The 24,778-nt window shown below is 50.6% G+C and carries 21 protein-coding genes; 7 read left to right on the top strand and 14 right to left on the bottom strand.

All coding sequences use genetic code 11. The features are described 5' to 3' along the window. Positions 1–34: 34 nt before the first annotated feature. Positions 35–1,312, bottom strand: coding sequence for a phosphoribosylamine--glycine ligase (gene purD, locus Q0577_RS11455; protein WP_298736250.1), 1,278 nt, complete (start codon positions 1,310–1,312; stop codon positions 35–37). Positions 1,313–1,588: 276 nt separating this feature from the next. On the opposite strand from purD, the gene Q0577_RS11460 reads away from it, so the two are divergent. Both Q0577_RS11460 and Q0577_RS11465 read left to right on the top strand, forming a co-directional pair. Beyond that, complete coding sequence (locus tag Q0577_RS11460; protein ID WP_298736252.1) at positions 1,589–3,292, top strand: peptide MFS transporter; 1,704 nt, start codon at positions 1,589–1,591, stop codon at positions 3,290–3,292. Between the two features lie 64 nt (positions 3,293–3,356). Then, the gene (locus Q0577_RS11465) at positions 3,357–5,420 is read left to right on the top strand and encodes an OPT/YSL family transporter (protein ID WP_298736257.1); all 2,064 of its coding nucleotides are present in this window, start codon (positions 3,357–3,359) and stop codon (positions 5,418–5,420) included. Between the two features lie 249 nt (positions 5,421–5,669). Here Q0577_RS11465 and Q0577_RS11470 read toward each other — a convergent pair whose 3' ends face one another. From Q0577_RS11470 to Q0577_RS11480, 3 genes are read right to left on the bottom strand one after another with little or no spacing between them, the layout of a single operon-like run. Beyond that, positions 5,670–6,779 carry a 6-bladed beta-propeller gene (locus Q0577_RS11470; RefSeq protein WP_298736260.1) on the bottom strand — a complete coding sequence of 370 codons (1,110 nt, stop codon included), beginning with the start codon at positions 6,777–6,779 and terminating at the stop codon, positions 5,670–5,672. A gap of 11 nt (positions 6,780–6,790) precedes the next feature. Further along, positions 6,791–8,299, bottom strand: a complete 1,509-nt coding sequence (locus Q0577_RS11475; protein WP_298736263.1) for a DUF1501 domain-containing protein — start codon at positions 8,297–8,299, stop codon at positions 6,791–6,793. A 6-nt stretch (positions 8,300–8,305) separates the two neighbouring features. Next, a complete protein-coding gene (locus Q0577_RS11480) occupies positions 8,306–11,533 on the bottom strand; it encodes a DUF1553 domain-containing protein (protein ID WP_298736265.1) in 3,228 nt (1,075 codons plus the stop codon). A 137-nt stretch (positions 11,534–11,670) separates the two neighbouring features. On the opposite strand from Q0577_RS11480, the gene Q0577_RS11485 reads away from it, so the two are divergent. Beyond that, positions 11,671–12,543, top strand: a complete 873-nt coding sequence (locus tag Q0577_RS11485; RefSeq protein WP_298736268.1) for an AraC family transcriptional regulator — start codon at positions 11,671–11,673, stop codon at positions 12,541–12,543. 66 nt (positions 12,544–12,609) lie between these two features. On the opposite strand, the gene Q0577_RS11490 is transcribed toward Q0577_RS11485, so the two are convergent. After that, positions 12,610–13,818 carry a molybdopterin molybdotransferase MoeA gene (locus tag Q0577_RS11490; protein WP_298736271.1) on the bottom strand — a complete coding sequence of 403 codons (1,209 nt, stop codon included), beginning with the start codon at positions 13,816–13,818 and terminating at the stop codon, positions 12,610–12,612. A gap of 132 nt (positions 13,819–13,950) precedes the next feature. Between Q0577_RS11490 and moaC the strand changes: the two genes are divergently transcribed. Beyond that, the gene (gene moaC / locus Q0577_RS11495) at positions 13,951–14,442 is read left to right on the top strand and encodes a cyclic pyranopterin monophosphate synthase MoaC (RefSeq protein WP_298736274.1); all 492 of its coding nucleotides are present in this window, start codon (positions 13,951–13,953) and stop codon (positions 14,440–14,442) included. A 4-nt stretch (positions 14,443–14,446) separates the two neighbouring features. After that, complete coding sequence (locus Q0577_RS11500) at positions 14,447–15,025, top strand: NTP transferase domain-containing protein (protein WP_298736278.1); 579 nt, start codon at positions 14,447–14,449, stop codon at positions 15,023–15,025. A gap of 7 nt (positions 15,026–15,032) precedes the next feature. Here Q0577_RS11500 and Q0577_RS11505 read toward each other — a convergent pair whose 3' ends face one another. Both Q0577_RS11505 and moaD read right to left on the bottom strand, forming a co-directional pair. Beyond that, positions 15,033–15,449: a molybdenum cofactor biosynthesis protein MoaE gene (locus Q0577_RS11505; RefSeq protein ID WP_298736280.1), complete on the bottom strand. Its 417-nt coding sequence runs from the start codon at positions 15,447–15,449 to the stop codon at positions 15,033–15,035. A gap of 3 nt (positions 15,450–15,452) precedes the next feature. Further along, complete coding sequence (gene moaD / locus Q0577_RS11510) at positions 15,453–15,686, bottom strand: molybdopterin converting factor subunit 1 (protein ID WP_298736283.1); 234 nt, start codon at positions 15,684–15,686, stop codon at positions 15,453–15,455. An 82-nt stretch (positions 15,687–15,768) separates the two neighbouring features. Between moaD and Q0577_RS11515 the strand changes: the two genes are divergently transcribed. Next, positions 15,769–16,140, top strand: coding sequence for a hypothetical protein (locus tag Q0577_RS11515; protein ID WP_298736285.1), 372 nt, complete (start codon positions 15,769–15,771; stop codon positions 16,138–16,140). A 5-nt stretch (positions 16,141–16,145) separates the two neighbouring features. After that, positions 16,146–17,117, top strand: a complete 972-nt coding sequence (gene moaA, locus Q0577_RS11520) for a GTP 3',8-cyclase MoaA (RefSeq protein WP_298736287.1) — start codon at positions 16,146–16,148, stop codon at positions 17,115–17,117. A gap of 83 nt (positions 17,118–17,200) precedes the next feature. Here the strand turns inward: moaA and Q0577_RS11525 are convergent, their stop codons facing one another. The 7 genes from Q0577_RS11525 to Q0577_RS11555 form a co-directional block, all read right to left on the bottom strand. Further along, positions 17,201–18,292 (bottom strand): HesA/MoeB/ThiF family protein, encoded by a 1,092-nt coding sequence (locus Q0577_RS11525; RefSeq protein ID WP_298736289.1) that lies wholly within the window; start codon positions 18,290–18,292, stop codon positions 17,201–17,203. A gap of 1 nt (position 18,293) precedes the next feature. After that, on the bottom strand, positions 18,294–19,349 hold the full coding sequence (locus Q0577_RS11530; protein WP_298736291.1) for a M48 family metallopeptidase: 1,056 nt from the start codon (positions 19,347–19,349) through the stop codon (positions 18,294–18,296). A 23-nt stretch (positions 19,350–19,372) separates the two neighbouring features. After that, positions 19,373–19,912, bottom strand: coding sequence for a GNAT family N-acetyltransferase (locus tag Q0577_RS11535; RefSeq protein WP_298736293.1), 540 nt, complete (start codon positions 19,910–19,912; stop codon positions 19,373–19,375). Positions 19,913–19,939: 27 nt separating this feature from the next. Beyond that, a complete protein-coding gene (locus Q0577_RS11540) occupies positions 19,940–20,821 on the bottom strand; it encodes a DUF4349 domain-containing protein (RefSeq protein WP_298736295.1) in 882 nt (293 codons plus the stop codon). Between the two features lie 149 nt (positions 20,822–20,970). Continuing rightward, positions 20,971–22,245, bottom strand: a complete 1,275-nt coding sequence (serS, locus tag Q0577_RS11545; RefSeq protein WP_298736297.1) for a serine--tRNA ligase — start codon at positions 22,243–22,245, stop codon at positions 20,971–20,973. A 149-nt stretch (positions 22,246–22,394) separates the two neighbouring features. Then, the gene (locus Q0577_RS11550; protein WP_298736300.1) at positions 22,395–24,059 is read right to left on the bottom strand and encodes an NAD+ synthase; all 1,665 of its coding nucleotides are present in this window, start codon (positions 24,057–24,059) and stop codon (positions 22,395–22,397) included. A 9-nt stretch (positions 24,060–24,068) separates the two neighbouring features. Beyond that, on the bottom strand, positions 24,069–24,746 hold the full coding sequence (locus Q0577_RS11555; protein ID WP_298736304.1) for a porin family protein: 678 nt from the start codon (positions 24,744–24,746) through the stop codon (positions 24,069–24,071). Positions 24,747–24,778 lie beyond the last annotated feature (32 nt).

Genomic DNA, 24,778 nt, shown 5'->3' on the forward strand with positions numbered 1-24,778 from the left:
GGGCATGTAATGCTTGTCCTCCCTGCTATACTTGCTATACGAATTCGAAACCTATGTCCTTTCTGTAATATTTACCGTCAAATTGAATGCGCTCCGCCGTTTGCTTTGACTGCGCCAAAGCCGCCTGCAGGCTGTCTGCCAGCGATGTAATGGTCAGCACCCTTCCGCCATTGGTCAGCAGCTGGCCGCCATTCTCACGGGTACCCGCCTGGAATACCAGCTGGCTCCCGCTTTGCTGAGGTATACCGTTGATGGCCTTGCCCTTCTCGTAGTCTTCCGGGTAGCCTTTGGATACCAGCATTACGGTGGCGGCTGCACGCCGATCTTCCTGTATTGCCTGAGCGTCCAGGGAACCGGCTGCTGTGGCCCTGAACAGCTCCAGCAGGTCGTTCTTTAAACGGGGCATGACCACCTCCGTTTCCGGATCGCCCATACGGCAATTGTATTCTATCACGTAAGGCTCGCCCCCTACATTGATCAATCCGAAGAATATAAAGCCCTGGTATACGATCTGCTCTGCAGCCAAACCAACCACTGTAGGCCGGATGATCTGCTCCTCCACTTTCTGCATAAAAGCCTTATCGGCAAAAGGCACGGGCGAGATGGCCCCCATGCCACCGGTATTCAGTCCGGTATCCCCTTCTCCGATACGCTTATAGTCTTTGGCAGTAGGCAGCAACTGGTAGCTATGCCCGTCTGTGATCACGAATACAGAAAGCTCAATCCCCGTCAGGAACTGCTCTACCACTACTTTCTTACTGGCTTCTCCAAACTTGGCCGCCTTGATCATCTGCCCGAACTCGGTAATGGCTTCCTCCCTGGAATCCAGGATCACCACCCCTTTACCGGCTGCCAGGCCATCGGCCTTCAGTACTACCGGCAGCGGGTGTTGCTGCAGGTAGGCCACGCCTTCCTCAAAATTCTCTTCGCTGAACTCACGGTAAGCAGCCGTAGGGATATTGTGCCGCAACATGAACTGCTTGGCAAAGGCCTTGCTGCCTTCCAGCTGGGCGCCCACCTTGGAAGGCCCCATCACCGGGATATGCGCTAAAGCGGCATCTGTTTTGAAAAAATCGTAGATACCCTTTACCAGCGGCTCCTCAGAACCCGGCACCACCATATCAATTCCCTGCTGCAGGCAAAAACCTTTCAGCTGCTCCATGTCGGATACAGCTATGTTCACATTCTCTCCAAACTGAGAAGTGCCGCCATTTCCCGGCGCTATGAACAACTTTTCGCAAAGTGGGCTCTGTGATATTTTCCAGGCAAGTGCATGTTCCCTGCCGCCGCTTCCAAGTAGTAGTACCTTCATATGAAATTCCAAAATCCAAATACCAAATACTAAATTCCAAGACCCAAATTCCAACATCCAAACGTTATGTCTCATATTCCGTACAGCGGCTTGTAAACAAGACATTGTTTGGAATCTGGAATTTGGGTCTTGGAATTTGCGCTCGAAATTTTTGCAAAGAAAGCTCAAAAAATAACCAAACACACCATTTTTTTATGCAGATATCTGAATTTCTTTATCTTGCCGCTTGGCAAAACGCTACATAACACTAAACACACCAACAAAAACTGACCTTCTATGAGTCAACCTGCAGTAATGCAAGAGCCTGTTATTCCTGTTCCTACCTCCCGCAAAGGACATCCGAAAGGGTTGTTTGTGCTGTTCTCCGCTGAAATGTGGGAGCGCTTTACCTTCTACGGCAACAGGGCGCTGCTCACCCTGTTCCTGGTGTCTGCACTGAATTTCACCCAGGAAGAATCTTCCATTATCTACGGCGGTTTCCTGGGCATGGGCTGGCTGACGGCCATGCTGGGCGGCTTTATGGCCGATCGTTACCTCGGTAACCGTAACTGTATCATCATCGGCGGCCTCACCATGTCATTTGGCCAGCTGCTGATGTTTGTAAGTGCCATTTTATACGCTACCAATGTTGAAACGGCCCGCCTCACTATGTGGACGGCCCTGGGCGTCCTCATCCTGGGCAACGGCTTTTTCAAACCCAATATCTCTTCCATGGTAGGGCAACTGTATCCCAAAGGCGATAACCGCCTGGACTCTGCCTTCACCATCTTTTATATGGGCATCAACCTGGGGGCCCTGCTGGGAATTACCATTTGCCCCATCCTGGGCGATGTAAAGCATATTGAAGGCGGAAAGGAAGTGCGTGACATCACCGCTTTTAAATGGGGTTTCCTGGCCGCCAGCATTGCCATGCTGATCGGCACCACCTTATTCTATTTGCTGAAGAACAGGTATGTGGTAAACCCTGAAGGCAAAGGCGTAGGACTGAAACCGCAAAAACATGACGTAGTGGAAGGTGAGGCTGCCCAGGCGCACTTTACCAGGAAAGCGGTGGTGACTACTGTTGCTGCGCTGCTGCTGCTGATGGCATTCTTTAATATGGTAGCGGGTCAGAACGTGCTGTATTCGTTTATTTACAGTACGGGTCTTGCCCTCGGCGGACTGATACTTTCCGATAAATCGCTGACCAGCGTGGAAAGGCAGCGCATTATCGTGATCTACATTGTATCGTTCTTTGTTATATTCTTCTGGGCCTGTTTTGAGCAGGCGGGCTCTTCGCTCACCTTCATTGCCGACCAGCAGATGGACCGCAACCTGTTTGGGTGGAACATGCCCCCCAGCCTGGTGCAGAATGCCCAGTCGCTCACCCTCATCTTCCTGGCCCTGCCATTCAGCTGGTTATGGCTGAAACTGCAGCAACACAAAATGGACCCAATCTCTCCTGTTAAACAGGCCATCGGCCTGGCAGTACTGGCACTCGGGTATTTTGTGATCGCACTGCAGGTAAAGAACCTGGGCAATGAGAAATTAGGGGTGATCTGGTTCCTGCTGCTGTACCTGTTCCACACCGTAGGTGAGCTGAGCGTATCGCCTATCGGTATGTCGCTGGTGTCTAAACTGGCGCCTAAACGCTTCAACTCCCTGCTGATGGGTGTATTCTTCTTATCTAATGCGTCCGGCTATGCGCTGGCGGGCACACTGGGCACCCTGCTGCCTCCCACTGGCGAAAAGTTCAATACTGCAGCCGAAAACGGTATTGACCTTCCCGGCATCCTGAATGGAACGGTTAACCTTACCGCCCAGCTGCAGGATAAACTGAAAGAGCTGAAGCTGCCATCTGCCTACCCGCAATTTGCCGGCTTCACCATTCATAACCTGTATGAATTCTTCATGCTGTTTGTAATATTGCCCGGCGTAGCCGCCGTATTGCTGTTCCTGTTATCAGGCCTGCTGAAGAAGATGATGCATGGTGTAAGATAATGACGTCATCACCCGTTAATAACACTTATAAACTTCTATCTAAAGCATACACCAAGTATTAACTATGGCAGATTCTAACTTTAAACCCTTTGTTGCTCCTGGGGTCAGGATGAAGGAGCTCACACTCAAGGCTATCCTCCTGGGTTCCTTCTTTGGTATTATTTTCGGCGCCGCTACCGTATACCTGGCGCTGAAAGCAGGCCTTACCGTTACAGCCTCCATTCCTATTGCGGTAGTGGCTATTACCCTGGGGCGAAGGTTTTTCAAAACCACCATCCTGGAGAATAACATCATCCAGACCACCGGTTCTGCCGGCGAGTCTATTGCTGCGGGCGTGGTATTCACCCTCCCCGGCTTCCTTTTCCTGTCTGATCCCTCCAGTGCCGACTATTTTAACTATTTCACCATACTTACCCTCGCCATCTTTGGTGGTGTATTGGGTACACTGATGATGATCCCCCTGCGGCGCTCCCTCATCGTAAAAGAGCATGGCACCCTTCCTTACCCGGAAGGTACGGCCTGCGGCGACGTGCTGATAGCGGGAGAGAAAGGTGGTGAATTTGCCAAAACTGCCTTCTGGGGACTTGGTTTTGCATTCGCTTATGCCCTGCTGCAAAAAGTGCTGCATGTAATTGCCGAAGTGCCTTTCTACATGACCAAACAGGCTAACAAATACTTCCCCTCTGCCCGTGTAAGCGGTGAGATCACGCCTGAGTACATGGGTATCGGCTATATCATTGGTCCCCGGATTTCGGGTGTACTGGTAGCCGGCGGTGTACTGGCCTGGTTTTGTATCATCCCGCTGCTGGCGTCCCTGGTACCGGCTGATATAATAGCCAGCCAGCTGGTAAAGCTGGGCTACCTGGCCAGTTTGACCACGCCCGGTGGCAGAGGCAATTGGGATCCTGCTACCCATACCTTTGCGGATTACTCTGCTGCTATTTATTATGCCTACATCCGGCAGATTGCGGCGGGTACGGTGGCTGCAGGTGGTTTTATTGCCTTGCTTAAAACCATTCCTACCATCATCGCATCCTTCAAAGGCAGCCTGGGTTCTATCAAGACCAAAGGCGAAACCGGCACCACAGATGCCGAAGTGCCCCGCACTGAAAGAGACCTGAACATCCGTGTGGTGGCTATCGGCAGCATCCTGCTGGTGGTACTCATGGCTTTCCTTCCGCAGCTGCCCGGTGGTTCTATCGGTCAGAAACTGCTGGTAGGCCTGCTGGTAGTGATATTTGGTGCTTTCTTCGTGACGGTGTCCAGCCGTATTGTCGGCCTGATCGGTAACTCCAATAACCCGATCTCCGGTATGACTATCGCCACCCTCATGGGTACCTGTCTGCTCTTCATTGCAGTAGGCTGGAGCGGTAAAATATACGAGCCCTTGGCACTGGTAGTAGGCGGTATGATCTGTATCGCGGCGGCCAATGCAGGTGCCACTTCGCAAGACCTGAAATCAGGTTATATTGTAGGCGCTACCCCGCGTAACCAGCAGCTGGCCCTCTTTGTAGGCGCCATCGTTTCTTCCGTGGTAATAGGCCTTACCGTTAAATTCCTGGATCAACCCACCCAGGCCATGATCCAGAACGGCGTAACCGGTCATGCCATCGGCAGCCAGTACTACCCTGCTCCACAGGGTACGCTGATGGCCACCCTGGCAAAAGGTATCCTGTCTTTCAACCTCGACTGGCAATTTGTTCTGGCAGGTGTGTTTATCGCCATTACCATGGAGCTGTGCGGTATTAAATCACTGTCATTTGCCGTGGGAGCTTACCTGCCGCTGTCTACCACCCTGCCCATCTTCATCGGTGGCGCTATCCGTGGTATCATCGACAACCAGCGTAAAAAGAAGAACATCCAGGTATCTGCAGAAGAGGAAGAACTGGGTAAAGGCAACCTGTTCGCAACCGGACTGGTGGCCGGCGGCGCTGTTGCAGGTGTGTTGATCGCAGTGCTCTCTGGCCTTAGCGGTACCGCCGATCTGATGGCATGGCTGAATCTTGAAGAAACGCTCAAAGGGTCGCTGGGCCAGGGCGGTTACTTTTTACTGGCTACCGCCTTCTTTGCCTTTATGGGCTTTGTGCTGTACAGGATTGCCAGGCAACAGAATAAAATAGAGCTGTAAGATCACTTTCTATAATAATAAAAAGGGCCGTCGCTTCATCAGCAACGGCCCTTTTTATTATTATACATTCCATATACCTGCAACATACCCTCCACATACTCCCGGGGCTTTACTTGCGTTGGTACTATTTTACCTGTCTTCTCCCTGTGCTCTCCTTGTCTCTGGCGTATTGGATTAAAATACCATCACGTTTCGCCCGCCGGCGAGCGCCAGGCATAGATCCCGCAAACGTAAGAATGTCCAGCAGCATTACACACGCGTTAGTTTAACAGGAGCAGTATGGTTGGCATTCCACTGGCATACGTACAGGTTCTTCTCATCATCCACACATACGTCATGGCCATGCTGGAATACAGGATTGGCAGCCTGCAGGGTGGGCTGCAGCACACCGTTCTTATACACAGGCGCTGCACCACCGGGATTGGATATTACTTTGTTCTCAGCATCCAGTATGGTAACAAAACCCGAATTGTCAAAGCGTTTGCCATTCGCATCTTTAGACCAGCAAACTCCTGCGTATAGCTGATGATCATCTATAACTGCGCGGCATACATACATACCGGGCATATCTATCTGCTTAATGAATTTACCATCCAGGTTAAATACTTTAAAACAATTCTCTTCACGCGAGGTACAGATCAGAACCGGGTTATTCTTATCACGGTTGTCTATCGCCACACCGTGCGCATTCTGCAGGTTATGTGCTTTATTGGCATTATGATGCCCGCCGAAGTGGCGGATGTACTGCCCCTTACTGTTGTATTGAATGATATAGTCAGAACCATAACCATCTGCAACATAGATATCGCCATTAGGCGCAATGGCCGTTTCAGTAGGCTGAAAATATTCATCGTCCTTATAGATGCCGATGGTGCGCGGATGCCCGATGGCAAAGATCAGCCGTCCGTTCAGGTCTGTTTTTACCACTTGTCCTGCCTGGCGGTTCCAGGCGCCTGTTCTGTCCTGGTACCAGCCGCAATCTGTGATGAACAGGAAATCCTCGCCGCCTTCCTTGGAAATGGAAAGACCGTGCCCACCGGGAAATGCGCTTCCCCAGTAGTCCAGCAGCTTACCCGATTTATCGAAGATGAGAATATTGTTACGTGTACTATCGCCCAGCATGATCAGCCGTCCTTTACTGTCCTGCACCATTTCATGGCAGTTGAACAAGGGCGTGCTGTTCACACTGATCTTTGCCCACTGTTTGTCTGCTTTGTATGTATATCCGCCATGTCCGATGGTGACCTCATCCGGCTGCAGTTCTTTATGGAGAATGGAAAAACCGGCTACAGGTTTTGCTACCGCTATTGCAGAGGCCATGGCAGCGTGTTTGATAAAATCTCTTCTGTTGGATTGCATGGAATTTAGTTTTAACTTAAAAGATCCTTTACCACCTTGCCTTCCACATCTGTCAGGCGGAAGCGGCGGCCCTGGAATTTATACGTCAGTCTTTCATGATCTATGCCCATAAGATACAACAACGTTGCCTGAAAATCATGCACGTGTACCGGATCTTTTACAATATTATAACTGAAATCGTCTGTTTCACCATAGCTGAAACCGGCTTTCACACCTGCTCCGGCCATCCACATGGTAAAGCAGCGGGGATGATGATCGCGCCCATAGTCAGTGGCAGAAAGCTTTCCCTGTGAGTATACCGTACGCCCGAATTCTCCTCCCCACACCACCAGTGTATCTTCCAGCAGCCCTCTTCTCTTAAGGTCTTTAATCAGCGCGGCAGTAGCCTGGTCTGTGGCCTTGCACTGCTGTGCAATGGCACTGGGTAAATTACCATGCTGATCCCATCCCTGGTGATAGAGCTGTACAAACTTCACATCTTTTTCCAGCAGCTTGCGGGCCAGGATGCAGTTGGCGGCATAGGTGCCCGGATCGCGGCTGTCGGGACCGTACATCTCGAATATATCTGCCGGTTCATCTGATACATCCATTACTTCGGGCACAGATGTTTGCATACGGTATGCCATTTCATACTGTGCAATGCGCGCATCCACTTCAGGATCGCCGTAGGCGCTGTTCTGCAGCTGGTTCAACTGAGTGAGATATTCCAGCATCTCTTTCCTGTCTGCACCATCATATCCTTCGGGGTCATTGAGGAACAGCACCGGATCTTTACCTGCCCTGAACTGTACGCCCTGGTGTCTGGAAGGCAGAAACCCGTTGCCCCACAGGCGTGCATACAGCGGCTGATCTTTCTGGCCGTTCTTCGACACCAGTACAATAAATGTGGGCAGGTTACGATTATCTGATCCCAGTCCGTAACTGACCCACGACCCGATAGACGGCCTCCCGGGCAATTGATTACCGGTCTGGAAAAACGTAATGGCAGGATCATGGTTAATGGCTTCTGAGTAAAGGGATTTAATAATACACAGCTCATCTACCACAGCAGCGGTATGCGGCAGCAGCTCACTTACCCAGGTATTATTCTGCCCGTGCTGGTTGAACTTATAGATAGAAGGCGCCACCGGCAATATGCTTTGGTTGGCGCTCATACCTGTCAGTCTTTGCCCGTTGCGTACAGAAGGCGGAAGATCCTGTCCCAGCAGGCTGGCCAGCTTAGGTTTATAATCAAAGGTTTCCAGCTGCGAGGGACCACCGCTCATAAACAGGTATACCACTCTTTTTGCTTTCGGTGCAAAATGAGGCAGCGCTTTCAATATATCTGGTTCCATACCAGCCGCAGTGTTCACAGCATTGGACGTGCTGCCAAACAACTGCCGTCCCAGCAGTGAGCCCATGGCCAGGGCGCCAAGGCCCAGAGAGGTCTTAGTCAGGAATGTACGTCTGTCCAGCTTTTTATTCAGCTGATCAAAATCAGGCGTGTGCAGTTTGAATATATCATCGTGATGGTGTGACATAAGCATTTATCTTTTGGTAAGGGCTGCATCTGAGTTCAGTATGGTATTTGCCACTACCGCATTGGCAGCCAGTAATGCGGCATCCAGTTTTTTATCTGCCACATATTGCCCGGTATGCAGCCAGCCTTTTGCCTTTGCGGGATGTTGTCTGAACTTTGCCTGTTCAGCATCGCGCAACTTCATCAGTAAGTTTACTGCTGCTGCATCGGGTGTACGGCCGGTCAGCTTACGGTAGGCATCAATAATACCCTGCGATCCGTTGCCTGCTTTCGTGATCTGTTCTCCCAATACCCGGGATGCTTCTATGAAGGTAGGATCGTTCAATGTTACCAAGGCCTGCAGCGGGGTATTGGTTTGCTGTCTTTTCACTACGCAATAGCTGCGCGATCCTGCATCGAAGGTGGCCAATGTAGGATTGGGTACAGACCTTTTGATCACTACGTACAGGCTTCTGCGATATACCGCCTGTCCGGTATCACGTGTATAGGTGGTATTGTTGATCTCCCACAAACCTTCGGGCTGATATGGCATTACGCTCTTGCCTCCGATCTGCAGGTTCATCAGGCCGCTTGCCATCAGTGCATTGTCGCGGATCATCTCTGCGGTCATACGGTAAGCGGGGCCGTGAGATAACAACCGGTTCTCCGGGTCTTTTTCCCTGGCCGCTGCACTTGCACGTGAATCCTGCCTGTACGTGGCAGACATCACGATCATTTTATTCAGCTGTTTGATATTCCAGCCAGACCCCCGGAAGTGGATGGCCAGCCAGTCCAGCAGTTCCGGGTGACTGGGCATTTCTCCCTGGTTGCCAAAATCGCCGGAGGTCTTTACCAGCCCTGTACCAAAAAAGTTTTGCCAGATGCGGTTCACCACCACCCTTGCGGTAAGCGGGTTATCTTTATCTGTAAGCCATTGGGCCAGTCCGTAACGGTTCTTCGGCAGTTTATTTGAAAATGGAAGGATAGCTTCCGGTGTGTTGGGAAATACTTCTTCTCCCAATGCATCATAGTTGCCCCGCAGCAGAATATGTGTTTTACGTGGCTCCGGCATTTCCTGCATTACCATCAGCTCAGGCACCTGCTCGGTGGAATCAGCCAGTGTGGTGCGCAGCTGTTGCAACGTTGCCTGTGCTTTCTGCACACCGGGATCAACCGCTGCTACATAATAATCTTTCAGTGCCTGCAAACCGGCGGCGGATATGTGATCCGGGGATTGCGCTGTGATATCAGGCCATTGCGCTTTACCTGCAATGATCTTTATTTCGTAGGGCGTGAGCACCCGGTTGTATACCAGCACATCATCGGCCTTACCGTTTTTAAAGCCCAGGCCTCTCCACCATCCGCCTATCTGCAAACCTGGTTGCGGACCGTTGATAAAGAGGATGTCTTTAGTGAGCTGGTCCATTGTTGTTTCCATCGGCAGCGGCGCTCCGTCCATATACAATTGCAGCCCGGCCGCCCTGGACGATCCGTCATAGGTAAGCGTTAACTGTATCCAGCGGTCTTTAGGTACAGGCGCTTTGGACATCCTGGTAATAGCATTGGAAGGGGCTGTATGTGCCATATTTATTTCCAGGTGATCATCTTTCAGGTACAAATGATATCCCCTGAAATTATACAAGCGTTCTGCCTGCCCTTTGTGAAAGATCACGCCTTCTTTCAATGCCTGGGGTATACTCACCCATATGCCTATACTAAAAGGAGTTGAACGGCGGAATATACCTGTTGTGCCCAGATCCAGCCAGGTATCTCCGTTCAGCACCAGCGCCTTTCCGTTGTGGCCATCTGTAAACACAGGCGCATCGCCCGCCTGGCCGGTTTCCCGCTTCATACTGCCGTGGGAGGATGCATGCACACTGTTCTTAAACGCGGCATTATCCAGCGTATAATATGCCTGTAATCCTGCACGGGGTATTGACTCGCGCGCCAGCTGTTTGTAGGCGCCGCTTTGCAGCCATTGCGCAAAGCCTGCTGCAGCCACCTGCTTTTTCTCTGCTGCAAGTTGGTGCTCCTGTTCGTCTACACAACGCTGCATATACTGCAGCAGCGCTTCTTTCTCTTTATCAGGCAGCAGCAGGGTAGGTGTGGGCAGGGCATCATCCCAGGAGATCTGTCCGGCCTCTTTTACATTGTTGAAAAAGCTGAACAGTTCATAATAACTTTTCTGCGAAACGGGATCAAACTTATGGTCATGGCATTTGGCGCAGCCTATAGAAATAGCCAGGAAGGCTTCACCAAAGGTGTTGGTCCTGTCTACCACATACTCTGCCTTGAATTCGTCTTCAATAATCCCGCCTTCCATATTCTGCGGATGATTGCGGTTAAAGGCGGTAGCGATCAGCATTTCTTTGCTGGGATGAGGCATAAGATCGCCCGCCAGCTGCCAGTGGATGAACTGATCGTAAGGGAAATTATTGTTGAAGGCATTGATCACCCAGTCGCGGTAAGGCGACATATCCCGCAGGCGGTCTACCGTATACCCGTGTGAGTCTGCATAGCGTGCCACATCCAGCCAGTCTACCGCCATTTTCTCGCCATAGTGCGGCGAGCTTAATAAGCGGTCTACCTGCTTCTCATAGGCGTTGGGCGATGTATCTTTCAGGAAAGCGTCTATTTCCTGCAGGCTGGGCGGCAGGCCGGTAAGATCCAGGGACAGTCTTCTTAACAAGAGTTCCCTGTCTGCTTCCGGCGATGCTTTCATACCCTCCTGCTGCAGTCTTTCCAGTATAAAATGATCTATCTCGTTATGAGCTGCAGCGCCTTTGGCTACAGCAGGTACCTCCTGCTTCTCTGGTTTTACAAAGGCCCAGTGAGGTTTATAGGTGGCGCCTTTGCGAATCCATTTTATCAGCACTGCTTTTTCCCTTGCACTTAAACGCAGGTGCGATTCAGGCGAGGGCATCATATACTCCGGATCATTGGAGAGTATGCGGTGAAAGAGCTCACTGCCCCGCAGATTGCCCGGGGCAATGGCCACCTTACCGGGGTTCTCCGGCAGCTCGCCAAAAGCAGCAGCAGGAATATCCAGCCGCAGGCCGGCTTTCTGTTTGCCTTTATCAGGACCATGGCAGGCAAAACATTTGTCTGACAACACCGGCTTCACATCCTTATTGTAATCCAGCTTTTCCGGCAGCTCCTGGTAAGCTGCAGCTACATCTTCCGGCAACTCAGGAGAGCAGGCATACAGGCAGCAGCATACCACTGCAAAGCGTACTATATAACGTGGAAGGTACATCCCGGCTGATAGTTTTATTTACTTAAAAGTACCGCCCTCCGGCAGGAAATAGTAATACAAACACAACAGTTTTTTGTACAAATCCGACTTTTATCCTTAATTTCAGCCAGGATCGTGTGCCAGCTTACCTTACCGATATGAACAGGATGGTTTTTAAAAGTACTTTTTCACTCCTGAATGTCGATTATGTGCAACTGGGTGTGAACTGGAACTATAAGAATGTGACCAGCACATTTTATCGTATCTACCTGATAGATGATGGTAATGGTGTGCTGTATGATCCCGGCAGTTCCTTCACGCTGGAAAAAGGTCATTTGTACATGGTACCCAGCTTTACCACCTGTAACTATTACTGCGGCGAATACCTGAGCCAGTACTACATCTCATTTATAGAAGAAGCGCCGGATGGCACATCACTCTTTGCCAACAACCGGCGGATACTGAAAATACCCGCTATTCCTGCCGACCTGGAGCATTTTAAACGGATACTGGAGCTCAACCCCAACCGGGGATTAAAACGATCGGATGACCCGAAGGTGTATGAAAAATATCCTGTACTGCAAAGCTTCCGTGAACTGAACAATTACATGCAGCTGTCTGCTTATGTGGAAACCCAGGGGCTGCTGCTGCAAATGCTGTCCCGCTTTCTCACACCTGACTGTTTTGACGCGCCTGAATCTGTTATCCATTCAAAGATATCAGCTGCCATCAATTATATCCAGACCAACCTGCATAAGCCTATTACAGTGGCCACACTGGCGCAGCAGGCCAATCAGAATGCAGATTATTTTTCAAGGCTGTTCAGGGAGCATACCGGAGAACGGCCGCTTTCCTATATCCAGTTAAAGCGGGTAGAGCGGGCGCAGTTCCTGCTGGGAAATACAGACCAGCCGCTGGCGGAGATAGCCGCGCAAACAGGCTTTGAAAGCCTGTCGTATTTCACCAGGATCTTCAAAGAGAAAACAGGACAGACACCTGGGGAATATAAAAATAGCCACCGGTTATTATAAGCACACGTTTGAGAGTTTGAAGGTTTGAAAGAGGCCTGTAATGTGGGGTGACGTTAATCGCACAAACTATTTAAACTTCCAGATTGGAAACGTGTCTCCTTCTTTGAATGTATTTTGTTCGGCGGGCAATTCCATAAAAGCGTCTGCTTTGAGGAGGCTTGCCAGATCACCAGAGCCATGGTAGGCATGCGGTATCGCTTTACACAGGCCGGAGGGCTGCAGCTGTAATTGCACCGGTAGAAAGTAGGTCATGGGTTTATCAAACAATATATCGGCTCCCAGCACCGCGTAGGATGGTGCCGGAGGTTCCTGTCCCATAGCGCTTAGTATCCATGGTTGCACGTAACGGTAGTAACACATGAAGCCGGATACCGGGTTGCCTGGCAGGGCAAATACCACCGGGCCTTCGCGCATCACGCCAAAGAGAAATGGTTTACCGGGGCGTTGTTCTACTTTATGGAATATACGTTGCATACCAAGCCCTTCCAGTATTTGCGGCAGGTGATCAAACTTACCTGCGGATACGGCGCCTGAACAGATCCAAACATCCGCATGCCGCAGGGATTGCAACAGTTCAGTAATGGCCTGCTGGTTATCTTCTACCTGATGGCAATCTGCCCGGATGCCAAGCTCGCGCAGGGAAGCGGCCAGTGTCCACATATTGGAGGTACGTATCTGGTGCGGAGCTGGTGTAGCTGCAACAGGTACCAGTTCATCGCCGGTAGAAATGATGGCTACTTTTGGCAGGCGGCCTACGCTTACCTGGTGTCTGCCTACAGTGGCCAGCACGCCGATCTCCGCTGCGGTGATCCTGGTGCCTGCAACAATAAGGGTTTGCCCGGCAGCTACATCCGTGCCTTCCCAATGTACATTCTGCTGCGGTATTACGGGCTGTGTAATAGTAAAACGGCGGAAGCCTTCATGCTCTGAAGCCTGTAGATGTTCATAGGGTATCACCGTATCTGTCAGATCAGGTAATACGGCTCCTGTCATCACTTCCAGGCAGTTGGCCATATTGGACAACTGTTTGCCGGGCATACCTGCCGCCTGCAGGTCTTCTACACCAAATATGGTTTGCCCTTTGGCATAACTCTCCCCGAAGTTAATGGCAATCCCATCCATGGTTACCCGGTTAAAGGGCGGAAAAGGACGGTCTGCCGCTACAGGTTCCCGCAATATCCTGCCAACGGCATCCATAAAAGGCACCTTTTCGGTGCCCAGGTCGCGTACCGACTTCATCACAGCAGCATAGGCAGTAGAAACATCTAGTAGCATTGTATTAACTTTGAGTGAAAGTTGTTGATCATTAGCCGTCAGCTGTTAGTTAATGCGACTATTCGCGACATGCACTAAGGACTTATGACTAATTACTAACAACTTATAAGTGTGTTGTAAATTTATCGCATTATGTCCAATACATCAACCCCCCAGCAGTTCTCTCATCTTGACGAGAAGAACCAGCCGGCTATGGTAGACATCAGTGACAAGAGCAGTACGATTCGTGTAGCCATTGCTGAAAGCCGTGTATGGCTGCCGGAGATCATACGCCGGGAGTTCAGCGGCGGGGATATCAATACCCGCAAGGGGGCTGTGTTCCAGACCGCGATCATTGCCGGTATTATGGCGGCAAAAAAAACACCTGAGCTGATCCCGCTTTGCCATACCCTGCTCCTGGATAACTGCGGCGTAGAGATCCAGCTGCTGAATGAAGAAGCCGTGATACGCTGTACGGTAAAAACCACCGGCAAAACCGGTGTGGAAATGGAAGCCCTCACAGGCGCCAGCGTGGCTGCCCTTACGGTGTACGATATGTGCAAAGCCTTTACCCACGAGATGGTTATCCGTGAAACCAGATTGATCAGCAAAACCGGCGGAAAACGTGATGTATTAGTACCTTAGCAATATGGAATTAAAAGGGCTCATATTATGTGGCGGCTACAGTACCCGCATGCAGCAGGATAAAAGCAGTATCTCCTATCACGGCATGCCGCAATGGCAATACCTGCTAACGCTGCTGAAAGGCATCGTACCGGAGGTGTATATCTCCTGCAGACCTGACCAGGCAGCTGTTTTCAGCGAGGCGGCCCCCCTGATCACTGACAGCGTTCGGGGTGGGGGCCCTGCCACCGGCCTGCTGAGCGCAAGCGCTGCCTTTCCGGATGCCGCCTGGTTCGTACTTGCCTGCGATCTTCCCCTGATCAGCCACCAGAGCCTGGAATACCTGGCAGCTCACCGCAACCCGGGAAAAGCTGCTACCGCCTTCATCAGCCCGGTCAACCATCTTCCTGAGCCTTTAATTGCCATATGGGAGCCCCGCGGACTGGAAGTGCTGGCACAAAGTGTTGCAGCAGGCAAATCCTGCCCGCGTAAAGCCTTATTACAAACCGATATACAAGTGTTGGAAAATCCCTATGCAGGGGAGCAATTCAATGCCAATACGCCGGAAGAAATGCAGGAAGCTATTAAGACGCTAAAGGCTTAATGCAGTATTACGGATGGGCTGCTACCCATACTTCTCCATCTTCAAAATATTCCTTCTTCCAGATGGGAACCGTTTCCTTCAGGGTATCTATTGCATACTGGCAGGCGGTAAATGCAGCCCCCCGGTGTGGTGCTGCGGCGGCTATCACTACCACGGTCTCACCCGGCAGCTTTTCTCCGCTTACATGTAAAATGGCTATTCGTTGAATGCCCATTTCCTGTTGAATGTGGCGGGCAATTTTTTCCATTTCCGACAGCGCCATGGGCGTATAGCACTCAAAATAAAGCTTCTGTACGCTTTTGCCCCTGGTTTCATTCCTGACGGTACCGATGAATACGGCCACTCCCCCGCAGGAGGGCGACTGTACAAAATCAACCGCTTCCTGAACGGTGATACTGTCTTTTATTTGTACTAGTAAGTCCATAGGTCATCCTCCGCTTACCGGCGGTATTACGGCTATTTCATCTCCCGGCTGCAGGGCGTCGCCGTCTGCAGCATAAACTTTGTTCACGGCTATCATGCAGGAGCGCAGCTCCCGCAAACGCGGATACCGCCCGTACAGGTACTCCCGCAGGCCTGCAACCTGCGTAACCGGCGTATCCACCTGGATCACCGGGGCGCCGGCAATATCTTTTGCTATGCCAAATAATAACACTTTCATACGCTACTGCAAATTATTGCATTAAAACTACAATATACCCTGTCTAAAATAGTATTTTTGAATATCAAGGAGTATTGCACACATGAAGATCAGGATCAGGGGAAATACCATCCGTTACCGGCTCGATAAGCAGGACGTTAACGCCCTGCAGCAGACCGGGAAAATAGATGCGGACACCACAATAGGGGCACAGGCCCTGCATTTCTGTATAAAGGCCAAAGATATTGCCAACGCCGCCGTTAAGCTGGAAGCCTTCGGCCTCCATCTCTCCCTACCACAACAGCAGGTAAAGCAATGGACTGAAACAGACCAGGTAGGCATCGAAGCGGAACTGCCCAATGCAGACGGTTCCCGGCTTACCATACTGGTGGAAAAAGATTTTAAATGCCTTACCCAACGCGATGAAGACGAAAGCCAGGCTTTCGATAATCCCCTGGCGGGGCAAAACTGCTGAATGGAATGCTGAAAGACGCGCACAACAGGACGATCAACTACGTTAGGCTGGCGGTTACTGACCGCTGCAACCTGCGCTGCACCTACTGTATGCCTGAACATATGCAGTTCCTGCAACGCCGTGAGCTGCTCAGCTACGAGGAGATCCTCCACCTGATGCAGCTGCTGGCTGCCCGGGGCGTAAGTAAAGTGCGCATCACCGGTGGTGAGCCTTTCCTCCGGAAAGACCTCCTGCACCTGCTCGAAAAGCTGTCTGCTACCCCCGGTATAGAACAGATCTCCATTACCACCAACGGCGTATTAACCCGCTCCTTCATCCCCGCTTTGCAGTCCCTCGGTATCCGCAACATTAACCTGAGCCTGGACACCCTCCAGCGCGACAAATTCAAACAGATCACATTCCGTGATGAATTTGAGGCCGTGATGGCCACCTTCCATGCCCTGCTGGAACATAATATGAAAGTGAAGATCAATGTAGTGGTCATGGATGGTGTAAATACGGGGGAATTACTGGATTTTGCGGCCCTTACCCGTGATTACCCGGTTGGGGTTCGCTTTATAGAAGAAATGCCTTTTAATGGCCATGGCAAGACCTTCTCCGGACCGCTGTGGAACTATGAACATATACTGAATACCATCCGCGCGGCATACCCCATGGAAAAAATAGCGGATGCGCCCCATGCCACTTCCATCAACTACCATGTTCCCGGTCACCAGGGGCAGATAGGCGTGATACCCGCTTACAGCCGTACTTTCTGCGGCAGCTGTAACCGCATTCGTATTACGCCCACCGGGGGACTGAAAACCTGCCTCTATGGAAAAGATGCCATTAATGTGAGAGACCTGCTTCGTGCAGGCGCAACAGATGCACACCTGATGCAGGAGTTACAGCAGGCTATCCATCGCCGTTTTGCCAATGGATTTGAAGCGGAATCGGATAATGAGCGTATGGTGAGTATGTCGGAGATAGGGGGGTAATCAATTACGGCTGCCGGTTCTTCTTTGTCACTGTCTTCTTGTTTTTTACATCTCTTTCATAGTCCCAACTCCTCAAACTTCTGCTAATATGTCATCATCTCCTCATCTATCTCCTGCGCCCAGGCATGTATCCCTCCTTCCACATTATACACTGCGTCAAAACCCGCCGCCGCCAGCTGCTGCGCCACCATCAGGCTGCGCATACCATGATGGCACAATATCACTACCGGCGTGCCGGGCGACAACTGTAACTGCGGTAAAGCGTTCATAACAGCCCGCATGGGTATATGACTGGCCTGCGGAATATGGCAGATCTCCCATTCATCCATTTCACGTACATCCAGCAAGCGGAACTGTTTACCCGTATCCAGCCATTGCTGCAGCTGCTGCACGCTAAGGCTTTGTACACTGCGGGTATTGCAAAGGCCCTGTTCATAATCCGGCAGCAGGGCTTCGATACTGTGATTGCCGGGTACAGGCTTTACTTCAAAAATATGATGGGTGTTGTATAAGGTATCGATCGTTAACAGCTGGTTAGCCAGCGGCACACCAATGCCGCAAAGCACTTTCACCGCTTCATTGGCCTGGTAGGTGCCAACAATGCCGGGCAGCACGCCCAGCACGCCTATCTCACTGCAGTTGAGCATATCACCTGCCTGCGGCGCTTCGGGGAACAGGCAGCGGTAAGTAGCGCTGCCCTTGTAGTTGAATACGCTTACCTGCCCTTCGTACTTGTAAATAGCGCCGTATATAAAAGGTTTGTTCAGTATTACGCAGGCGTCATTCACCAGGTAGCGGGTACCGAAATTATCTGTACAGTCTATTACGATATCGTAGGGCGCAATCACATCCAAAGCATTTCCCGGCATGAGGAAATCAGGATGCTGTACAAAATCCACTTCCGGGTTCAGTTGCTGCAGGCGCTTTACGGCAGCCTGTAGCTTGGGCTTACCTTCGTCCTCCATGGTATAGATCACCTGGCGTTGCAGGTTAGTGATGGAAACATTATCCTGCTCCACGATGCCCACCTTACCAATTCCCATGGCGGTCAGGTATTGCAGCACCGGTACGCCAAGGCCTCCGGCGCCAATTACCAGCGCGCTGGATGCGCCCAGCTGCCGCTGTTTTTCTTCTCCAAATCCTTCCAGTCTTATCTGGCGGTCATATCGTTGCATCTTACTGTTTTAATGATATAAAGATACGCAACAAAGTGCTATCGGTGATAGCCGGGCCTGGCTGCATCTCCCGGTTAATATACCGGATGCGGTTGTTCAAATCGGGATGGCTGCTGAGCCATTCGGAAGGCTGCAGGCTGTTACCCTGTTTAAGGGTATTGAACAGCCACTCAAACCCGCGGGGATCGATATGCCTTTCCTGCAACAGCTGTAATCCGTAAAGGTCCGCTTCTTTCTCCAGGCGGCGTGAATATTGCAAACTTTTCAGGCTGTTGGCATTTTCTACCACCACGGCGCCCGCACCTCCCAGGTCGCCAAACAGCAGGGAAATAAGCATATAGGTGCCCATGCTGCGGAAGATCGTTTTGGTAGTGTGCTTCTTTTCAATATGCGCATACTCATGCGATAACAATGCAGCCAGCTCCTCGTAGTGTTGCATGTTCTGCAGCAGGTGGTCATACACGATAATATGTCCGCCCGGCAACGCAAAGGCATTTGACTGCTTATCCTCCACCACGGTGATCTCTACCGAATAAGGCGTTTGCACTTTCATCTGCCCGAAAAATTCATTCACCAGCTTTGTTGCTTCGGGCTTTATCCTGTATTCTTTGATCAGGGCGTCATAACTGCTTTGCCCCAGTTTTTCCTCGTAACTAACGGGCACATTATTGGCAATACGAACGGCCAGGAAAGGTATGAACCACAAATATGCCAGCAATAGTACAGTGACCAGGAACAGGAATATGGAGACAACAAGCAGCTTTCCTTTATTGGCAAAAAAGCCGGGCTTCTTTTTACGCTCCAGGTAAAATGCCGCTGCATCTGCAAAAGTGAGTGCGTGTACGGTAATGCGCTGTAAAGGGTAACCGGGATATTCCAGCACGGTGCCTGCTTCACCTTTGACCTGCCTTACCTGCTCCCAGAACCAGTGCACCTGCCTGGCGGCGTCCGCAGCATTTCGGATAGTGATGGTAATTTGCTTAGCCGTTAACGTTATGTCCGCATCCACGGCGGCATCGGTCTGTCCGTTATAGTATTTCCCTGTGTAGGTTTGCATAGTATTGGTTAAATCACTGTCCACTATTTTATTTTCTTATACATCATCACAAGGTCTGAATAACTGCCATCTGGCTGATGGATCCCGCCGGGCAAACGCCCGCATTCCATAAAATCAAAGTTACGGTATAGCTGTATGGCTTTTTCATTGTTGGCCATTACGTTGAAATAAATGATCGTGATAAAAGGGTGCGCCTCTGCCCAGCGTAACATAGCCGTCATCAAACGGCGGCCTATTCCGAGGTTCCGGTAAGCATGCTGTACGGCAATACCCATCTCTCCCATATGATGCTGCTTCCGAAAGCCGCCCTGCCGTACACTCACCGAGCCTACTATTTGTCCGCCGGCTTCTGCCACCAGCAATAAATGCCGGGTGTTATCTCCGAATGAAGCGATGAATTGTTGTTCTGCATGCAGGTCTATGGCCTGTGCTTCTGCCGGAGTGGACAACAGGAAATCCGTCTCAAGTGTGATCTGCCTGAAATTGGCCAGTAATGCTGGTGCATCTGCCTCACTGGCGGGACGGATCAACAATACCTGTCCGTTGGATAAGAAATGGCGCATACCTGTAAAATACCAAGAATTTTGTTGTTATTTAACGCTTACATTGCCCCACTTCCGCCTGTACAAATACCAGCCCGCGGCGCCTGCTATCCAGAAGGGCCATAAACGCAGCAGGAAAATAAATACATTCCGGAAGATCTCCACACCATCGCCAGCTGCACTCAGCAACTCGGCTCCAAAGCCTGCACGCACCACTTTCCCCGGGTCTACCACTACCTGTATGTCTGCTACCTCCGGTTGAAAAAGCTGTACGGAAAAAGTAGCATAGTTTACATCATCCAGGATACCCAGGTTAATGATCCTGCGGTCAATGGCCACGTTTCGTTTCGCATCCTGGTAAGCTGCTACATCCAGCGGTGTACTGTTTTTCCCGGGGCTCAGCTGGTCGGCATTCTTTTCAGTGTCTTTATTCTTTAATGCATTGGAAAGATAATCCAGCGTTTTGTCCTGCTCCTTCAGCGTACGGTGCTCAATAAAAGAAGACATAGCGGTAAGGATACGAACAATGGAATCAAGGCCGGCTGCGGGTACCCGCAAAGTAAGGTAGGCGGTAGGGGTGTACAGTTGTATGCGTTTCATCGAATCTGCGCTGTAAGGCGCTTCACTCAGGCGGCCAAAGGAATTACGCATCGTACTCTCCACTATTACGCCATTCATACTTAATACGGCCTGTTCCAGTGCTGCGGTAGCATTGAATACATTGTTTACGCGGCATCGTACATCCGCCGTTCGTATCCTTTTCCTGGAAGGGGAGTTTAGCGCTGCAATGTCGTTGGAGAACTGTGTGGAATCTGCCGCGATTTCGTAGGCTGCAGCAGGTTCGCTGGCATTGACCCGTTTTTCCATATTGGCCTGGCAGGCAACCAGCGTTATAGCTCCCAGGAGGAGATAACATAGTAAAGGGCGCATAGTGTTATAGGTTTCCAGTGTATACACCGGATCCTGTAAAGGTAACCTGGCTTAAAAGTTAAAATAAACCAAAAGCCGTCTCATAAAAAAATCGTTGGGCCATGCCTGCAGCACTTGTCCAACGATCTTTCATTATTAATTATCAATTATCAATTCGCTATCACTGCCGCCCCGAAATAAGGCTGCAGCACCTGTGGTATATGTATTCCATCTGCAGCCTGGTTATTTTCCAGTATACAGGCCAGTATACGCGGCAAGGCCAGGGAGCTGCCGTTCAGGGTATGCACCAGCTGTGGTTTACCGCCGCTGTCTTTAAAACGTATCTTCATGCGGTTAGCCTGGTATGCTTCAAAATTGGATACAGAACTTACTTCCAGCCACTTCTGCTGCGCTGCGCTATACACTTCAAAATCATAGGTCAGCGCAGAAGTAAAGCCCATATCACCGCCACACAGGCGTAAAATGCGGTAAGGTAAGCCTAAGCTCTGTACCAGGCCTTCTACATGCGCCACCATTTCATCCAGCGCAGCATATGATTTATCCGGATGTACCAGCTGTACCACTTCCACTTTATCAAACTGGTGTACGCGGTTCAGGCCTCTTACGTCTTTACCGTAAGAACCGGCTTCCCTGCGGAAACAGGGTGTGTAAGCAGTCATTTTGACGGGAAGTTCACTGTCTTTTAATATCTCGTCGCGGTAAATGTTGGTTACCGGCACTTCAGCCGTTGGTATCAGGTACAGTTTATCTTCACCTACAAAATACATCTGGCCTTCCTTATCGGGCAGCTGACCGGTACCATAGGCCGTATCTGCATTTACCAGGTAAGGCGGCTGATACTCCGTATATCCTTTGCTGATATTATAGTCCAGGAAATACTGGATCAATGCACGCTGCAGGCGGGCGCCCCTGTTCTTGTAAACCGGGAAACCACTGCCGGTGATCTTATTACCCAGCTCAAAATCGATCAGGTCATATTTCTTTGCCAGGTCCCAGTGAGGTACGGCATCAGCAGACAAGGCAGGTTTATCGCCTCCACTCTTTACTTCCACGTTCTCTTCCGGTGTTTTCCCTGCAGGCACAATAGCGGCAGGCAGGTTAGGCAGTCTGATCAGCGTATCGTGCAGTTGCTTCTCTGTTTCGTTCAATTGATCGTTGATAGGCCCCTGCTGTTCCTTCAGTGCAGCTACGGTGGCCTTGCGCTGTTCCGCTTCGTCTTTCAGCCCCTGCTTCATCAGCTTCCCGATCTCTTCCGATGCTATCTTGATCTTCGCCTGCGTTTCATCATAAGCGAGGGTTAACTGCTTGCGCCTGTCATCCAGCGCCAGTACCTCTTCTACCAGGCCCAGTTCCCTGAACTGCTTGTGGGCCAGCCGCTCCAATACTAATTCCTTGTTTTGACGAATGAACGGAACCTGTAACATTAATTCAAATTTTGCGCTAAGATAAATAAATCAGCGGTTAGGATTTAGCTTTTAGCTGCTAGCTATTAGCTGCCAGTGTATGCTGTTGTACAGATGGCTCTCTTAAAGCCAATAGCTAAAATCAATAGCTAATAGCTGGCAGCTAGCATTTAACTCAAATATTTCCCAACTATCGGCACTCTTCTCCCCACGCCGAATGCCTTGGAAGATACCCGTATGATGGGGCAGAACTGGTTACGTTTATACTCATTGGTGTTCACCAGCTTCAGCGTACGGGCTACCAGCTGCGGGTCAAAACCCTGGGAAATGATCTCCCGGGGGCCTTGCCGTCGTTCAATGTACTGGTACAATATCCTGTCCAGTACCGCGTAATCAGGCAGGCTGTCAGAATCTTTCTGATTGGGCCGCAGCTCAGCCGATGGCGCCTTTTCTATGATATTGACAGGGATGATCTCTTTGTCCCGGTTTATGTACCGGGCAAGGGCATATACCTGCATTTTATACACGTCTCCCAGCACAGACAGGCCACCGGCCATATCGCCGTACAACGTGCCGTAGCCGGTGCTAAGCTCACTTTTGTTGGAAGTGTTCAGCAAAATGTAACCAAACTTGTTGGCAAGGGCCATCACCAGGTTCCCCCTGATGCGCGACTGGGTATTCTCTTCCGCCACATTGAAGGGCAGGCCTTTAAAATAAGGCTCCAGCGCATCCAGGAAGCTCTGGTAGATACCATTGATGCGGATGGTATCGTAGGGATTACCCAGGCTCTCTGACAGGGCCACGGCATCATCTACCGAGTGTTCTGTAGAATAAGGCGAAGGCATCAGCACGGCCCTTACATTATCCTTACCCAGCGCCTCGCAGGCAATGGCCAGTGTAACAGCGCTGTCTATCCCTCCTGATGATGCTACAATGGCTTTTGTAAAGCCCATCTTCCCGAAATAATCGCGGATACCCAATACCAGCGCATTATAAATACGGTCAATGTTATAATCAAACACCAGTTCGCGTATTGGCGTGTGCTGCACCACAGGCGCCGGCTGCCTGGAATTCACCAGGTCATCCAGCTCTACCAGCTGCAGGGCTTCCTGGAAATAAGGCATCTCTTTCACAATATTTCCCTGCGCGTCAAAGATCAGCGATCCGCCGTCAAACACGATCTCTGTCTGCGAGCCTACGGTACAGCTGTACAGCATCGGCAGTTTATACTTCAGTACATTGGCGCGGATGATCTCCTTACGATCCTGGTCATGATCATAGTCAAAGGGACTGGCAGAAATATTGATCATCACATCGGGCTGCTGCAGAATCAGCTGATCCATGGGGCAGATACGGTACAGGGGGTTATCACCCAGGTTCCAGATATCTTCGCAAATAGTGAGGGCCAGTTTCTTTCCCTTGAAGGGAATCACGTTCCACTCATATGCCGGTTCAAAATAACGGTACTCATCAAATACATCGTAGGTGGGCAGCAGGGTTTTGTGCACCACATGCTTTACCTCCTGTTCATGCAGGAACCATGCAGCATTGAACAGGTCTTTACCTTCACGCTGGGGGTTGCGGGCCGGCGCGCCTACAATAACGGCTATACGGTCTGTATGCGCTTTAATGGTATCGATGGCGGCGTAACATTTGGTAATAAAATCCTCAAATTCCAGGAAATCCCTGGGGGGATAACCGCATACGCACAATTCAGAGAATACAACCAGGTCTGCCCCCATGGCAATGGCTTCCTGTATGCCGCTGATGATCTTTTCCGTATTCAGTTCAAAATTGCCGATGTGGTAATTCTGCTGCGCCAGTACAATCTTCATATCAAAAATTTAAAAGTACATGCCTAATCTCAGGGCAAAGCCGTTCAGGTTTACTTTGCCGTCATCCCACCTTGAATTGCGGGTAACATCTACAAAACCGTTCTGGTAACCCAGTCCTATCAGCGCTGTCAGCCTTTCGCCCAGGGGATATTCTATACCCGCGCCCAGTAAGAGGCCTGCGTTTATTTTACTGATGCTGCTCAGGATGTTCTCCTTTTCGTAACGCTGATCCAGGCTGGTTACGTTGGCCCGGCCCCGGATCGGGAATCCAAGGTACGTGCCAAACTGTCCCCAGAATGCTATGCCGTTATAAGCGGTGGTCTTGAGTTTGATGCTGGCGGGTATTTCAATATGCTGCAGCTTCATCACATATTCGGTAGGGTTCGTTTTGAAGCGGTCCAGCCCTTTTCCTGCGTCGTATTTTAATGTGCTGCCGCCCATACTGATCTGCAGGCCGGTGGCAAAAGCGTAGTTGCCTTCGTCATTCAGCAAAAAATCTACCATCAGGCCATAGCTCAGACCCAGGCGTGTTCCTGTACGATTGGCCCCTGCATCCTGCGGGTTCAGAATGGATATGGCAGGATCCAGTTTAAAACCCAGCCTTACCCTGTCCATTGAAAACCGCTGCTGTGCCTTTGCTGCCATTCCTATGCCCAATAATGCCAGTATCCAAACTGCCTTTCTCATAATTTTCTTTTTTTTAATACAAGGTAATGATA

This window comes from uncultured Chitinophaga sp. (genome assembly GCF_937898475.1).
Classification (GTDB): Bacteria; Bacteroidota; Bacteroidia; order Chitinophagales; family Chitinophagaceae; genus Chitinophaga.